Annotated in this window: 11 protein-coding genes; 5 read left to right on the forward strand and 6 right to left on the reverse strand. The window is 73.6% G+C overall.

Annotation, left to right across the window (positions count from 1 at the left end; translation table 11 throughout):
- Positions 1 to 88: 88 nt before the first annotated feature.
- Positions 89 to 856, forward strand: a complete 768-nt coding sequence (locus AC07AL_RS36435) for a MerR family transcriptional regulator (protein ID WP_478319451.1) — start codon at positions 89 to 91, stop codon at positions 854 to 856.
- A gap of 42 nt (positions 857 to 898) precedes the next feature.
- Here the strand turns inward: AC07AL_RS36435 and AC07AL_RS36440 are convergent, their stop codons facing one another.
- Together AC07AL_RS36440 and AC07AL_RS36445 are read right to left on the reverse strand one after the other, a co-directional pair.
- A complete protein-coding gene (locus AC07AL_RS36440; RefSeq protein WP_400811399.1) occupies positions 899 to 3,292 on the reverse strand; it encodes an ABC transporter permease in 2,394 nt (797 codons plus the stop codon).
- A gap of 118 nt (positions 3,293 to 3,410) precedes the next feature.
- Positions 3,411 to 4,124 carry an ABC transporter ATP-binding protein gene (locus AC07AL_RS36445; protein WP_363625272.1) on the reverse strand — a complete coding sequence of 238 codons (714 nt, stop codon included), beginning with the start codon at positions 4,122 to 4,124 and terminating at the stop codon, positions 3,411 to 3,413.
- Positions 4,125 to 4,357: 233 nt separating this feature from the next.
- Between AC07AL_RS36445 and AC07AL_RS36450 the strand changes: the two genes are divergently transcribed.
- The 4 genes from AC07AL_RS36450 (at position 4,358) to AC07AL_RS36465 (ending at position 8,784) form a co-directional block, all read left to right on the forward strand.
- The gene (locus AC07AL_RS36450) at positions 4,358 to 5,809 is read left to right on the forward strand and encodes a sensor histidine kinase (protein WP_478319452.1); all 1,452 of its coding nucleotides are present in this window, start codon (positions 4,358 to 4,360) and stop codon (positions 5,807 to 5,809) included.
- On the forward strand, positions 5,761 to 6,408 hold the full coding sequence (locus tag AC07AL_RS36455; protein ID WP_363585673.1) for a response regulator transcription factor: 648 nt from the start codon (positions 5,761 to 5,763) through the stop codon (positions 6,406 to 6,408). Before AC07AL_RS36450 ends, AC07AL_RS36455 begins: the two co-directional genes overlap by 49 nt.
- A 334-nt stretch (positions 6,409 to 6,742) precedes the next feature.
- Positions 6,743 to 7,774, forward strand: a complete 1,032-nt coding sequence (locus AC07AL_RS36460; RefSeq protein WP_478319453.1) for an isopenicillin N synthase family dioxygenase — start codon at positions 6,743 to 6,745, stop codon at positions 7,772 to 7,774.
- 254 nt (positions 7,775 to 8,028) lie between these two features.
- A complete protein-coding gene (locus tag AC07AL_RS36465) occupies positions 8,029 to 8,784 on the forward strand; it encodes a MerR family transcriptional regulator (protein ID WP_363625264.1) in 756 nt (251 codons plus the stop codon).
- Positions 8,785 to 8,876: 92 nt separating this feature from the next.
- Here AC07AL_RS36465 and AC07AL_RS36470 read toward each other — a convergent pair whose 3' ends face one another.
- Genes AC07AL_RS36470 through AC07AL_RS36485 form a run of 4 tightly spaced genes read right to left on the reverse strand, consistent with a single transcriptional unit; the run spans position 8,877 to position 14,680 of the window.
- The gene (locus AC07AL_RS36470; protein ID WP_478319454.1) at positions 8,877 to 11,069 is read right to left on the reverse strand and encodes a 3-hydroxyacyl-CoA dehydrogenase NAD-binding domain-containing protein; all 2,193 of its coding nucleotides are present in this window, start codon (positions 11,067 to 11,069) and stop codon (positions 8,877 to 8,879) included.
- A 38-nt stretch (positions 11,070 to 11,107) separates the two neighbouring features.
- Positions 11,108 to 12,322 (reverse strand): acetyl-CoA C-acetyltransferase, encoded by a 1,215-nt coding sequence (locus tag AC07AL_RS36475; RefSeq protein WP_478319455.1) that lies wholly within the window; start codon positions 12,320 to 12,322, stop codon positions 11,108 to 11,110.
- 40 nt (positions 12,323 to 12,362) lie between these two features.
- Positions 12,363 to 13,505: an acyl-CoA dehydrogenase family protein gene (locus tag AC07AL_RS36480; RefSeq protein WP_478319456.1), complete on the reverse strand. Its 1,143-nt coding sequence runs from the start codon at positions 13,503 to 13,505 to the stop codon at positions 12,363 to 12,365.
- 2 nt (positions 13,506 to 13,507) lie between these two features.
- The gene (locus AC07AL_RS36485; protein WP_478319457.1) at positions 13,508 to 14,680 is read right to left on the reverse strand and encodes a CaiB/BaiF CoA transferase family protein; all 1,173 of its coding nucleotides are present in this window, start codon (positions 14,678 to 14,680) and stop codon (positions 13,508 to 13,510) included.
- Positions 14,681 to 14,989 lie beyond the last annotated feature (309 nt).

Raw genomic sequence — 14,989 nt, forward strand, 5'->3', positions numbered from 1 at the left:
AGCTGCCGCAGCGTCAGCTTCTACCGTCGTGACCAGGGCCGGAGGAACCGGCCCTGGTCCAAGCGAACGTGAACGAGGGAGACGGCGCATGGCAGTGGTCTGGCCGATCGCGGAAGTCGTCCGGATGTCGGGCGTGACCGCCCGGACCCTGCGGCACTACGACGAGATCGGACTGCTGCCACCGGCCTGGATCGGCTCCAACGGCCACCGCTACTACGAGGAACGGCAGTTGCTCCAGCTGCAACAGATCCTCGTACTGCGGGCGCTGGGGGTCGGGCTGACCGAGATCGCCCGGATCCTGGGCGACCAGGTGGACGAGCTGGAGGCCCTGCGGGACCACCGGCACCGGCTGCTCGCCGAGCGCGACCGGCTGGACACCCTGGCCGCCACCGTCTCCCGCACGATCGCCGACCTGGAACGTTCCCGAGAGGACGGCACACCCATGACCAGCATCAACCGACCGGAGAACCTGTTCGAGGGCATCCAGCCCGGCGACGTCGAGGAGAGCCTGCGGGACTTCCCCGAGCACGCCGAGGCGGCGCGGCGCGCCACCGCCGCGATGAGCCAGGCCGACGTCGAGGCCGGACAGCGCGAGCGGACGGCGCGGATGATCCGCCTGGCGGAGCTGCTGACGGCCGGCCACCCGGCGGACGCCGAGCCCGTGCAGAACCACATCGACGCCGAGTACCGGGCGCTCAGCGCGCTCCGGACGGTCTCCGTCGAGGAGTTCCGCGCGATCGCGCGCTCCTGCACGGAGAACGCCCAGTGGAGCGCCGCGTACGAGGCCATCACCCCGGGCCTGGCCGCGTACCAGCGGGCCGCCTTGGAGGCGTACGCGGCGGCACGGCTGGTCTGAGTCACCGGCGGAGCGGGCCTTCCCTACCGCCCCGCCCCGCCGTCACTCGGTGCGCAGCGCCGTGACCGTCCGGGTGCGAGCCGTCCAGGCGGCGGGGAGGAGGGCCCCGAGCAGCGCCAGCACCAGGCCGCCGAGTATCAGCGGCCCCACCACCGAGGGGTGGAACACGGTGAGGTCCGCCTCCGGCACCCCGACCCCGGCGGCGCGGGCCATCGCCGGCATCACCTGGTGGTGCAGCAGGATCCCGATCGGTACCCCGATCAGCCCGGCCGTCAGCCCGCTGCCGCAGACCGAGGTGAGCACCATGCCGACCGTCTGCCGGGGCGACATCCCCAGCGCCTTGAGCACCCCGAGGTCGTGCACCCGCTCCCGGGTGTCCAGCAGCACCGTGTTGAGCACGCCCAGGCCGGCCACCACGGCCAGCAGCAGGGTGAGCGTCCCGGCGAGGGTGTTCATGGCCAGCATCACGATGCTGATCTGCTGCCCGCCCGCTTCGGCGCTCAGGCCCAGCGGCCGGACGGCGTCGTCGAGCCCGTCCGCGTACGCCTTCGCGTCCGTGCCCGGGGTGAGGTCGATCTGGAAGGCGACCGCGTCGGCCTGGACGGCGGTGCCGAGCGGGGCCAGTGCGGCCCGGTCGACGAACACCTGGTCGCTGGTGGTCAGGACCTCACCGCTGATCCGCACCGGGGTGCTGCGCCCGTGGTCGGTGAGGGTGACGGTGTCGCCGACGCGCACCTGGTTGGCGCGCAGGAAGGCGGTGGCGACGACCACTTCGCCGGGGCCCTGGAACCACCGGCCGGAGATCAGCTGGTAGCCGCCCCAGGAGGCGTCCCCGGTGAAGGCGATCACCGCGGTGCGCCCGGTGTTCCCGGCCACGGCGACCGGCGTCGGAGCGGTGCTGTACCAGGCCCGGGTACCGGGGCGGCCGGTGATCGCCCTGGTCGCGGCGGCCTCGTCCACGTGGTCGGGGGCCTTCGTCGAGCTCTCGATCGGGGTCTGGAGCACGACCTTGCCGGAGCGCCCGGCCTGGAGGCCGTCCTGGAAGGAGCCGAGCGAGAGCGTCAGGCCGACGCACAGGGTGACTCCGGCCGTGCCGAGCACCACCGCGGCGGCCGTGGTCGCCGAGCGGCCCGGCCGGGTGAGCGGGGTCGCCAGCCCGAGGCTCAGGGCGCGCGGCACCGGTAGGCGGCCGATGAGCTGCTGGATCCTGGCGGCCGGACCCGACGCCCCGGCCGGACCCGGGCCGCCGCGGGAGGCTGCCCGCCGGGCGCCCGGCGCCGTCCGGCCGACCGCGAGCGCCTCCACCGTGCGCAGCCGGCCGGCCCGCAGCGCGGGCACCAGGGCGGTGCCCGCCACGGCCGCCAGGGCCACCGCCGAAACGGCGACGTCCACCCAGAGCGGGATGCCGAGCAGGCCGCCGCGCAGGGCCTTGTGCGCCATCCCGAGGACGGGCACGGACAACAGGTTTCCGCCGAGCACGCCGAGCGCCGTGCCGACCCCGGCCGGGATCAGTGCCTGGCCGACGTAGGCGCGCGCCACCTGGGACGGGGTGAAGCCGAGGGATTTGAGGATGCCGATCCGCCGGGTGGCGGCGCTGACGGCGCCGCTGACCACGACGCCGATGATCAGCACCGACATGGCCAGGCCGAGCACCCCGAAGGCCGTCACGAACGGGACGAAGGTCGCGGCTGTCCGGTTGGCCTCCGCCTGGGCCGGCCGGTACGAGGTGGCCCTGGCGAGGGCGCCGCCCGGCACCGCGGCGGCGAGCGCGGCGCGGTCCGCCTCCACCTCGGCGTCGGTGTCGGCGTGGGCGAAGCGGTAGAGGTACTGGGCGGCGGGCGCCGCACCGGGCGCGGTGAGCCCGGCGACCTGTTCGGGGGCGATCCAGCCGTCCGCGCTCCAGGAGGGGGAGGCGGCCAGGCCGACGACCTTGAGGACCGGGTGCCCGGGGAGGTCGGGGAACTGCATGCTGTCGCCGACGCCCAGCGGCGAGTGGCCGTCCAGGAACACCACCTCGCCGGGGCCGGCGAGCCAGCGGCCCATGGTGATCCGCAGACCGTCCAGCGGGCCGTCCTTCGCCCGGCCGACCAGCGTCACCGGCGGGAGCAGGCTGCCGGCCGGCGGGATCCGCAGCTCGTCACCGGCGCGCGGCTGGACGGTGAGCGCCGGGTAGGGGCCGGCCGAGGCCGTCACGCCGGGGGCGTGCGCGGTCGCGGCGAGTTGGGCGGGGCTCGCCCTGGCCGGGTCGTACAGCGCGTTGAGGTGCGCGCCGCGCTGGTCGGCGAAGGTGCGCTGGTACGGGCCCTGGGAGGCGACCAGCAGGCCCGTGGCGAGGATGCACGCCGTCACGGCCGCCATCGTGGTGAGCACCATGACCAGGGTCTGCACCCGCTTGCGGCCGACGCCGGCGCGAACCACCTTGCCCAGTACGCTCATGCGCCCGCCTCCCTTCGCCCGGCGGGGGCGTTCGCCCGCACGCGCCCTCCCGTGATCCGCTCTCCCCCAGCCTCCGGCCGGGGGCACCCCCACCACTCGCTCATCGCGCACCGCTCGCTCATCGCGCACCGCCGGGGGCCGGCACGGCCGCGGTGTCCCGGACCAGCCGGCCGTCGAGCAGTTCGATGGTCCGGTCGGCGCAGGCCTCGGCGAGCGCGGTGTCGTGGGTGACCAGCAGGATCGTCTGGCCCTCCGCGTTGAGCCCCCGGAGCAGGTCGCGGACGTCGGCGGCCGAGGCGGTGTCCAGCGCCCCGGTCGGCTCGTCGGCGAGCAGCAGCGGCGGGCGGTTCATCAAGGCCCGCGCCACCGCGACGCGTTGGCGCTCGCCGCCGGAGAGCCGACCGGGGAAGGCCTTGGCGTGCCGGGCCACCCCGAGCCGCTCCAGCAGCTCGCCGGCCCGGACCCGGGCCCGCTCCCGCCGCATCCCGGCGAGCTGGGCCGGGAGCAGCACGTTGTCCTCGACGTTCAGGTCGTCCAGCAGGTTGAAGAACTGGAACACCATGCCGATCCGCTTCCGCCGGTACTCGGCCAGGGCGGCCTCGCCGAGCTCGTGGACGGCCACGCCGTCCACCTCGACGGCGCCCTCGCTCGGGCGGTCGAGGCCGGCGACCAGGTTCAGCAGGGTGGACTTGCCGCTGCCCGAGCGGCCGAGCACGGCCAGCGCCTCGCCGGCCCGGACCTCCAGGTCGAGCCCGGCCAGCGCGGGGTGGGCGGCGTCGGATCGGTCGTACGTCTTGCTGACGCCGCGGATCCGGATGATCGGCGCGTTCACGGGCCCTCCACGATTCGAGGTCCGGCGCCGGAAGTCCGGGCCGGCTGACGGGACATGACGCTACGAATCCGGGGCGGGGCGCGGACAGCCGTCTGGACGGCCTCTCGGGGGTGTATCCAGGTACACCCCGGATTGGGGGCGCAGACCTAGAGCGCCGCACGTCACGGCGCGGCAGACTGACGCCGGATGATCAACCGGGGCCGCGGGGCCACCGACCGGAGGGGAGGCGCGGGATGAGGACGAGCGCAGTGTCCAGGGCCGTCGCGCAGCTGGAGGGGGCCGTCGTGGCCGGCGTGCGGGCGCTCTACATGGTCACGTTGGCCGTCACGGGGCTGATGGCGCTGCTGGCCGGGCCGGTCCTGCTGGCCGCCGCCCTGCTCGGCCCCGACGACACCGAGCCGTTCGCCCACGGTCCGGGCGGGCCGCTGATCCTGCTGGTGCCGCTGGCGCCGGTCGCCCTCTGGGCGCTCTGCTGGGCCACCGGGGGCGGCGGCCGGGCGGCCGGGGCCGTCCTGTTCGCGCCGGGCTCGCTCGCGCTGATGGCCACCGACCTCTACGGCGGCGCCCCGCCCGGCGGCCGGTCCGGATCGCTCTGCCTGGGGCCGGCGATGCTGGTGCTCGGCCTGCTCGGCACGCGCTGGATCGCGACGGAGAACCGGCGGATCGTCGGCCGGTGGAGCGGCCGGCCGATCCCGGTGCCGTACCACCGCGTCGACGCCGGGCCGTGGCAGCGACTGCGCGCCGGCGGCTGGCTGGCCGATCCGGCGACGTGGCGGGACCTCCTCTGGGTGCTCGTCTCCGGCTGCGCCATCCCGATCACCGCCGTGATCGTCGTGCTGACCCCGATCGCCCTCCAGGTGCTCGGCCGGAACGGGCCGTTCCTCCCGCTGGGGCCCCTCTACCTGATGGGGCTCTACATCTCCCCGCTGGCCGCCCTGTGGGCCGCGCCGCCGGTCCTGCGGGTGCACGAGCGGGCCGCCCGCGCTCTGCTCGGCCCGTCCCGACGGAGCGAACTCGCCCGCCAGGTCAGTCATCTGGCCCGGACCAGGGCGGACACCATCGACGCCGGGGCGGCCGAGCTGCGCCGGATCGAGCGGGACCTGCACGACGGGGCGCAGGCCCGGCTGGTCGCCCTGGGCATGCTGCTGACCGTGGCCGAGCAGGTGAAGGACGACCCGAAGGCCCTGCAACCCCTGCTGGTCGAGGCCCGGATGTCCTCGGTCAAGGCCCTGAGCGAGCTGCGCGACCTGGTCCGGGGCATCCATCCGCCGGTGCTCGCCGACCGAGGCCTGGCCGACGCGGTCGAGGCGACCGCGCTGGACCTCCCGCTGCCGGTCACCTTCACCGGCGGGTTGCCCGGCCGGGCGCCCGCTCCGGTGGAGTCCGCCGTCTACTTCGCGGTGAGCGAGCTGCTGGCCAACGTGGTGAAACACGCCGGCGCCTCGCACGTGTGGATCGAGATAGGGCACAGTGGCGGGCTGCTGCGGATATCGGTCACCGATGACGGGCGCGGTGGCGCCAACCCGTCCCGGGGGACCGGCCTCAGCGGAACCGAACGCCGACTGGCCGCCTTCGACGGGGTGCTCGCGATCAGCAGCCCATCCGGTGGCCCGACCATTGTGAACCTGGAGATCCCGTGCGCGTTGTCATCGCCGAAGACCTCTTCCTCCTCCGGGACGGCCTGACTCGGCTGCTGGAGGCCAGCGGCATGGAGGTCACCGCGGCGGTCGAGACCGGCGACGAACTGCTCGCCGCAGTGGCCGCCGACCGGCCGGACATCGCCGTGGTCGACGTCCGGCTGCCGCCCGGCTTCACCGACGAGGGGCTGCGGGCGGCGCTGGCCGCCCGCCAGGCGCACCCCGGGCTGCCCGTCCTGGTGCTGTCGCAGTTCGTGGAGCAGTTGTACGCGCGCGAGCTGCTGGCCGGCAGCACCGGCGGGATCGGCTACCTGTTGAAGGACCGGGTGCTGGACGGCGCCCAGTTCATCGACGCGGTGCAGCGGGTCTCCCGGGGCGGCACCGTGATGGACCCGGAGGTGATCACCCGGCTGCTCGCCCACAACTCCTCGGCCGGCCCGGTCTCCACCCTCTCCCCGCGCGAGCGGCAGGTGCTGGCGCTGATGGCCGAGGGGCGCTCCAACGCGGCGATCGCCCAGCAGTTGGTGATCACCGAGCGGGCCGTCGCCAAGCACACCGCGTCGATCTTCGTCCGGCTCGACCTCCAGCCCTCCGACGACGACAACCGCCGCGTCCTGGCCGTGCTGGCCTACCTCAACAACGGCTGAGAGGGGCGACACACGAAGGCTTTCCACCCTTGAAGGGCCACTGCCAAGTGAGAGGCAGCCCTCCGCCGCAGGGGGCTCGCCCGCTCCGGTCAAGGTCATCTACGCTGGTGACGTGCTCATCCTTGTTCGCCGTCGCCACGTGGACCTGCTCCGCGTGACAAGCATGTCCTGTCGACGCTCCAGCTGAACCTCGCGCCACCACCCTCAAGGGCAGCCTCCACCCGGCCGCCTCCGCCTCCCGGCTCCCGGAGCACCCGCCGCACCAGGCGGCCACTCCGGCCATCCCCCGGTCGATCACCGGGACCGGCCGGGACGAGACCAGCGGATGTCACACATGTCGCAGCAGTACACCCCCATATCCGACTCCCTCCCGGTGATCGACCTCTCGCTCGCCGACGGCGGCCCGGACGACCGCCGCCGGCTGCACGACGAACTCCGTGCCGCGGCCACCGACGTCGGGTTCTTCCAGCTCGTCGGCCACGGCATCACCCCGGAGGAGACGGCCGCGCTCGCCGACGCGATGCGCGCCTTCTTCGCCCTCCCCGAGGCCGACCGGCTCGCCGTGAGCAACCTCAACTCCCCCCACTACCGCGGCTACACCCGCACCGGCGACGAGCGCACCGGCGGCAGCCAGGACTGGCGCGACCAGCTGGACATCGGCGCCGAGCTGCCCCCGCACGTCCCCGGCACCGACGAGCCCCCGTACTGGTGGCTGGAGGGCCCCAACCAGTGGCCCGCTGCGCTCCCCGAGCTGCGCACCGCCGCGCTCGGCTGGATCGACCACCTCAGCGGCACCGCCCGCCGACTGCTGCACGAGCTCCTCACCGCGATCGGCGCCCGCCCCGACTTCTACGACGAGGCCTTCGCCGGCCACCCCCACCTGCGGCTCAAGCTGGTCCGCTACCCCGGTACCGCTCCGAACGGCGCCGGCCAGGGCGTCGGTGCCCACAAGGACTACGGCTTCATCACGCTGCTGCTCCAGGACACCGTCGGCGGCCTCCAGGTCGAGCGCCCGGACGGCACCTTCCTGGAGGTCCCGCCGATGCCGGGCGCCTTCGTCGTCAACCTCGGCGAGCTGCTGGAGGTGGCCACCGACGGCTACCTCAAGGCTACCAACCACCGCGTGGTCAGCCCGGTCGGCGCCCGCGAGCGCTTCTCCGTCCCGTTCTTCTACAACCCCCGTCTCGACGCCCACATCGAGCCGCTGGACTTCCCGTTCGCCCGGCACGCCCCCGGCGCCACCGAGGATCCGGACAACCCGCTGTTCGCCGAGTTCGGCCTCAACGAGTGGAAGGGCTACACGAGGGCCCATCCCGAGGTCACCCGCCGCCACCACGCCGACCTGGCCGACGCCGCCTCCCGGTAGCCCCACGCCGCGGAGGCCGGGACCAGTCGCGCCGCAGCGCAGGAGCAGCGCCGGTCAGAGCAGGCTCCGGCCAGAAGCGGCGCCGCCAGAGTCACCGGCACCCCGAGTCCGCCCCCGCCGCTCCCCAGCGGCGGGGGCGGACTCACGTGCGCGACGGGCCGTCGTCGCCGGTGGAACAGCCGGTGGACCAGGGGGACGGGCACTGTCACACTGCTGCTGTCACAGTGGAAGTGTGCCAGTGCAGGAGGCGGCAGATGGGGGAGCGCGGGGCCGTGGGAGACGGGGGCGGTGTGCGGCTGACGGTCGACGAACTGGCGGCGCGGGCCGGAGTGACGGTCCGGACGGTGCGGTTCTACGGGACGAAGGGCCTGCTGCCACCACCGGAGTTGGGGCCGCGCCGGGTCGGGCTGTACGGAGCGGCGCACCTGGACCGGCTGGAGCTGATCGAGGAGTTGCAGCGCCAGGGGCTGACGTTGGCCGCGATCGAGCGGTACCTGTCCCGGCTGCCGGAGGACAGCACGCCGCTGGACCTGGCGATCCACCGGGCGCTGGTGGCGTCCTGGACGCCCGAGGCGGCGGAGGAACTGGGCCGGGCGCAGTTGGAGCGGCGGGCCGGGCGGGGGCTGTCGGAGGAACAGGTGCAACGCCTGGTCGCGATGGGGGCGTTGGAGCGGACGGCCGATCCGGAGCTGTTCCGGGTGGATCCGGGCCTGCTGCCGCTGGGGGTGCGGATCCTGGACGTGCCGATCCCGCTGGAGACGCTGCTGGCCGCGCGGGCGGTGGTGCTGGAGCACAGCCGGGCGACGGCCCGGGAGTTGCAGCGGCTGTTCCGGGAGACGGTGTGGCGGCCTTACCGGGAGAGCGAGCCGGCGCCGGACGAGCTCGCCCGGATGAGGGCGCTGACGGACCACATCCAGCCGATGGTGGCGCAGGCACTGGTCACGGCGTTCCAGCGCTCGCTGCGGGAGGAACTCGGCGAGGAACTGCGGGAGGACTCGGCGGGGAGCTGAGCGGGAAGCTGAGCAAGGACCTGGGCGGGCAACCGCAGGAGGAGCCGGGTGGGGCCGTCCGGCACCCGGCCCCACCCGCTCAGGCCTGACGGTCAGTCGGTAAAGGTACGCCCCTCCGCCGCGATCCGCTCCAGCAGCGCCGGCGGCGCGAACCGTTCGCCGTAGGCGGCGGCGAGTTCGCGGGCCCGGGCCGCGAAGCCGACCGGGCCGCCCTCGTACCCGTTGATGTACTGGAACACGCCGCCCGTCCAGGCCGGGAAGCCGATGCCCAGGATGGAGCCCACGTTGGCGTCGGCGACCGAGGTCAGCACGCCCTCCTCCAGGCAGCGCACCGAGTCCAGCGCCTCGCTGAACAGCATCCGCTCCTTGAGGTCCTCGAAGAGGAGGTCCTCGAAGGGGACGTCCGCGGCCGGCTCGCCGAAGTGCTCGCGCAGCCCCGGCCAGAGCCGCCCGCGCTTGCCGTCCTCGCCGTACTCGTAGAAGCCGGCGCCGCCGCTGCGCCCGGGGCGGCCGAACTCGTCGACCATCCGGTCGACCACCGCGTCGGCCGGGTGGGGCGTCCAGCCGCCGCCGGCGGCCTCGACCGCGCGCCGGTACTCGTCGCGGATCTTGCGCGGCAGGGTGAGGGTGAGCTCGTCCATCAGCGAGAGCACCTTGGCCGGGTAGCCGGCCTGGGCGGCGGCCTGCTCGATGCTGGCCGGGGGGACGCCCTCGCCGACCATGGCGACGCCCTCGTTGAGGAACTGGCCGATGACCCGCGAGGTGAAGAAGCCGCGCGAGTCGTTGACCACGATCGGGGTCCGGTCGATCTGCCGGACCAGGTCGAAGGCGCGGGCGAGGGCCTCGTCGCCGGTCTGCGGGCCGCGGATGATCTCGACCAGGCGCATCTTGTCGACCGGGGAGAAGAAGTGCAGCCCGATGAAGTCCGCGGTGCGCTCGACGCCTTCGGCGAGCAGCCCGATCGGCAGGGTGGAGGTGTTGGAGCAGAGCAGCGCGTCGGGGGCGAGGACGCCCTCGACCTCCTGGAACACCTTGTGCTTGAGCTCGGTGTTCTCGAAGACGGCCTCGATCACCGCGTCGCAGCCGGCCAGGTCCGCGGCCTCGGCGGTGGGGGTGATCCGGGCGAGCAGCGCGTCCCGCTTGGCCTCGGTGGATCGGCCGCGGGCGATCGCCTTGTCCAGCAGCCCGGCGGAGTAGGCCTTGCCGCGTTCGGCGGCGGCCATGCTCACGTCCTTGAGCACGACCTCGATGCCGGCCTTGGCGCAGGTGTAGGCGATGCCCGCGCCCATCATCCCGGCGCCGAGCACGGCGACCTTGCGGACGAGTCGCTTCTCGACGCCCTGGGGGCGGCCGGCGCCGGAGTTGACCGCCTGGAGGTCGAAGAACAGCGTCTGGATCATGTTCTTGCTGGTCTGTCCGCAGGCGAGCTCGGTGAAGTAGCGGGCCTCGATCGCCATCGCGGTGTCGATGTCGACCTGGGCGCTCTCCACGGCGGCGGCCAGGATGTTGCGCGGGGCCGGGTAGGGCGCGCCGTTCAGCTGCTTGCGCAGGTTGGCCGGGAAGGCGGGCAGGTTGGCGGCGAACGCCGGGTTCGCCGGGGTGCCGCCGGGGATCTTGTGGCCCTTGACGTCCCAGGGCTGGACGGCGGTCGGGTTGGCCTCGATCCAGGCCCGCGCCCGGGCGGTCAACTCCTCCGGGGTGGCCACGAGTTCGTGGACCAGCCCGTGTTCCAGGGCCTGCGCCGGGCGGTACTGGCGGCCCTCCAGGAGGAACTTCAGCAGGGCGTCGGTGATGCCGAACAGCCGTACCGTGCGGACCACTCCGCCGCCGCCCGGCAGCAGGCCGAGGGTGACCTCGGGCAGGCCGAGCCGGCTGGCGGGGTTGTCCAGGGCGATCCGGTGGTGGCAGGCGAGGGCGATCTCCAGGCCGCCGCCGAGCGCGCTGCCGTTGACGGCGGCGACGACCGGCTTGCCGAGGGTCTCCAGCCTGCGCAGCGCGCGCTTGATCCGCTGGGACTTCTCGAAGACGGCGGCGGCGTCCTCGGGGCGGGCGGCGGAGAGCAGCCGGAGGTCTCCCCCGGCGAAGAAGGTCTTCTTCCCGGAGGTGACGACGACGCCGCGCAGCCCGTCGGCGGCGGCGAGGCCGGCCAGCCGGTCGACGACGGCATCGAGGTCGGCGGTGAAGGCCTCGTTCATGGTGTTGACGGACTGGGTCGGGTCGTCGAGGACGAGGGTGACCACGCCGTCCTGGTTCTGCTCCCAGCGGATGGTGGTGGTGTCGCTCATGAGTTCAGGGTCTCCGAGGGGATCCGAGGGACAGTGGGTCAGATGCGCTCGACGATGGTGGCGACGCCCATGCCGCCGCCCACGCAGAGGGTGATCAGGCCGTAGCGCAGGTCGCGCCGCTCCAACTCGTCGATCACGGTGCCGAGCAGCATCGCGCCGGTGGCGCCGAGCGGGTGGCCGAGGGCGATCGCGCCGCCGTTGACGTTGACCTGCTCGGACCGGAAGCCCAGTTCGCGGATGAAGCGCAGGGCGACCGCCGCGAAGGCCTCGTTGATCTCGACCAGGTCGATGTCGGCGGCGGTGAGCCCGGCCTTGGCGAGCGCCTTGCGGGTGGCCGGGGCGGGGCCGGTGAGCATGATGGTGGGCTCGGAGCCGGAGACGGCGGCGGAGACGATCCGGGCGCGCGGGCGCAGCCCGTACCGCTCGCCGATCTCCCGGCTGCCGATGGCGACGAGCGCGGCGCCGTCGACGATGCCGGAGGAGTTGCCGGCGTGGTGGACGTGGTCGATGGCCTCGACCCAGTGGTACTTCTGCAGGGCGACGGCGTCGAAGCCGCCGGCCTCGCCGATGCCGGCGAAGGAGGGCTTGAGGCCGGCCAGGGTCTCGACGGTGGTGCCGGGACGGATGAACTCGTCGCGCTCCAGCACGACCAGGCCGTTGCGGTCGCGGACCGGGACCACCGAGCGGTCGAACAGGCCGTCCGCCTGCGCCTTGGCGGCGCGGGCCTGGGATTCGGCGGCGAAGGCGTCCACGTCGGTGCGGGAGAAGCCCTCGATGGTGGCGATCAGGTCGGCGCCGATGCCCTGCGGGACGAAGTTGGTCTCGTACGCGGTCATCGGGTCCGCGAACCAGGCGCCACCGTCGGAGGCCATCTTGACCCGGGACATCGACTCGACGCCGCCGGCCAGGATGAGGTCCTCCCAGCCCGAACGGACCTTGGCGGCGGCCAGGTTGACGGCCTCCAGGCCAGAGGCGCAGAAGCGGTTCTCCTGGACGCCGGCCACCGTGTCGGGCAGGCCGGCCGCGATGGCCGCGATCCGGGCGATGTCGGAGCCCTGGTCACCGACCGGGCTGACCACGCCGAGCACGATGTCGTCGATCGCCGCCGGGTCCAACTCCGGGTGCCGGTTGCGCAGTTCGTGGATCAGGCCGACGACGAGGTCGATCGGCTTGGTGCCGTGCAGCGAGCCGGTGGCCTTGCCCCGGCCGCGCGGGGTGCGGATCGCGTCGTAGACGTACGCTTCGGTGGTCACGGTCAAACGCCTTTCGGGGCAGGGGGTTTCGCGGGAGGTCTCAGCCGAGGACGGACCGGCCGACGATCTCCTTCATGATCTCGGTGGTGCCGCCGTAGATGGTCTGGATCCGGCCGTCGGTGAACGCCCGGGCGACCGGGAACTCGCTCATGTACCCGTACCCGCCGTGCAGCTGGAGGCAGCGGTCGGCGGTGCGCTTCTGCAGTTCGGTGGCCCACCACTTGGCCATCGAGGCGTCCACCGGGGTGAGCGCGTAGCGGTTGTGCTCGGTGATGCAGCGGTCGACGAAGGCCCGGGCGACGGCGCACTCGGTGGCGAGTTCGGCGATCTCGAAACGCACGTGCTGGAGCTTGGCCAGCGGGCGGCCGAAGGCCTCGCGCTGCTTGACGTAGTCGGTGGTGATCTCGACCAGGTACTCGGCGCCGGCGATCGCCGCGGCCGCGATGGTCAGCCGCTCCTGGGCGAGGTTCTGCATCAGGTGGACGAAGCCGCCGTTGAGCTCGCCGAGCAGGTTCGCCTTCGGCACCCTGACGTCCTCGAAGAACAACTCGGCGGTGTCCTGGGCCTTCTGGCCGATCTTGTCCAGGTTGCGGCCGCGCTCGAAGCCGGGCGTGCCGCGCTCGACCACCAGCAGGCTCAGCCCGTGCGCGCCGCCCTCGGGGGTGGTGCGGGCGACCACGACCACCAGGTCGGCGAGGATGCCGTTGGAGATGAAGGTCTTGGCGCCGTTGAGCAGGTAGTGGTCGCCCCGGTCGACGGCCTGGGTGCGGATGCCCTGGAGGTCGGAGCCGGTGCCGGGCTCGGTCATCGCGATCGCGGTGATCAGCTCGCCGCTGCAGAAGCCGGGCAGCCAGCGGCGCTTCTGCTCCTCGGTGGCGAGCGAGGTGAGGTAGGGGCCGATGATGTCGTTGTGCAGGCCGACGGCCAGCCCGGAGGCGCCGGCCCGGGCGAACTCCTCGGCCAACACGGCGGCGTAGCGGAAGTCCGGGGCGCCCCCGCCGCCGTACTCCTCGGGGACGGCCATCCCGAGCAGGCCCTGGCGGCCGGCCGCCAGCCAGGCGGAGCGGTCGACGATGCCGGCCTTCTCCCAGCGGTCGTAGTGCGGCAGCACCTCCTTGGCGAGGAAGGCCCGCACGGCGGCCCGGAAGTCCTCGTGCTGCTCGGTGAAGATCTCGCGCTGCAACGCTACGCTCCTTGTCCTGCATCGGAGTTGAGGGATGGGACGGCCCAGTCGCGGGCCACTTCGGCGGTGTCCGCGCCCGGCCGGGCCGGCGGGCGGCGCAGCGTGCCGGGGGTGGCGGAGAAGCGCGGGGCCGGGGCGGGCTGGGTGACGCCGCCCGCCTCGACATAGGTGCCGCGCGCCAACAGGTGTTCCTCCCGGGCTGCCTGACGCAGCGTCAACACCGGTTCCACGCAGGCGTCGGACCCGGCGAAGACGGCCTCCCACTCGGCCCTGGTCCGGGTGGCGAAGCGGTCGGCGATCAGGGCCCGCAGTTCGGGCCAGCGGGCCAGGTCGTACTGCCCGGGTGCCTGCGGGCCGAGGTCCAGCAGGCGGGCGAACTCGGCGTAGAACTGCGGTTCCAGCGCCCCCACGGCCAGGTGTCCGCCGTCGGCCGCCCGGTAGACCGCGTAGAACGGCGCGCCGCCGTCCAGCAGGTTGGCGCCCCGGCGGTCCTGCCAGTGGCCGGCCGCGAGCAGCCCCCACAGCATGCTGGACAGGTGCGCCGCGCCGTCCACGATCGCGGCGTCGACGACCTGGCCGGCGCCGGTGCTCCTGGCGTGGTGCAGCCCGGCGAGCAGGCCGACGACCAGGTAGAGCGAGCCGCCCGCGTAGTCGCCCAGCAGGTTGGCCGGGATGCCGGGCGCCTCCTCGGGCCCGCCCGGCCCCGCGACCAGGCCGAGCACCCCGGCCACCGCCGCGTACCCGAGGTCGTGCCCGGCGCTGGCGGCGCGCGGGCCCTGCTGCCCCCACCCGGTCATCCGCCCGTACACCAGCGCCGGGTTGCGGGCCAGGCAGTCCTGCGGCCCGACCCCGAGCCGCTCCGCGACCCCGGGCCGGTAGCCCTCGATCAGCAGGTCCGCCCGCTCGACCAGGTCCAGCACCAGGCCGGGCCCCGCCGGGGACTTGAGGTCGACCAGCACCGACCGCTTGTTCCGGTTGGTCACGTCGTACGCCGGGTCGATGCCCAGCGGCGACGGATCCGGCCGGTCCACCCGCACCACGTCGGCGCCCAGGTCGGCCAGCAGCATCGCCGCGAACGGCCCCGGCCCGATCCCCGCGAGCTCGACCACCCGCACCCCCGCCAACGGGCCGGGGCCGGCGGCCGTGGCGCCCGGCGGACTGTTCGTGTCACGCACTGGCTGCAGAACCCTTCTGGGTTTGACAGTAAAGCTGTAACACCCGTGATGATAGGGAAGCGACCCGCCGGTAACAAGACCTCCTCCCCCATCCACCCGCCGTGCGACCGCGAACACGGAGGGTGCGTCAGTGCACTGACGGAGGGCCCCTGTACCGTCGTCATGCCACAGGGGGGATTGACCCCTTCTCGACGAGAAGGAGTTGCACACACATGGTTACTGACATTTGCTCTTTGGGGTGATGGATCTGCCGTTTTACTGACGGACGGTCACCTGTCGGCGTAGACCGTCTCGCATGCGATATGCGGA

It is taken from the genome of Kitasatospora sp. NPDC043949 (assembly GCF_056435365.1).

Coding starts and splice junctions, on each gene's coding strand:
- AC07AL_RS36440 (WP_400811399.1), bottom strand. CDS start 3,292: ATGAGCGTACTGGGCAAGGTGGTTCGCGCCGGCGTCGGCCGCAAGCGG.
- AC07AL_RS36470 (WP_478319454.1), bottom strand. CDS start 11,069: ATGAGCGACACCACCACCATCCGCTGGGAGCAGAACCAGGACGGCGTG.
- AC07AL_RS36435 (WP_478319451.1), top strand. CDS start 89: ATGGCAGTGGTCTGGCCGATCGCGGAAGTCGTCCGGATGTCGGGCGTG.
- AC07AL_RS36465 (WP_363625264.1), top strand. CDS start 8,029: ATGGGGGAGCGCGGGGCCGTGGGAGACGGGGGCGGTGTGCGGCTGACG.
- AC07AL_RS36450 (WP_478319452.1), top strand. CDS start 4,358: ATGAGGACGAGCGCAGTGTCCAGGGCCGTCGCGCAGCTGGAGGGGGCC.
- AC07AL_RS36460 (WP_478319453.1), top strand. CDS start 6,743: ATGTCGCAGCAGTACACCCCCATATCCGACTCCCTCCCGGTGATCGAC.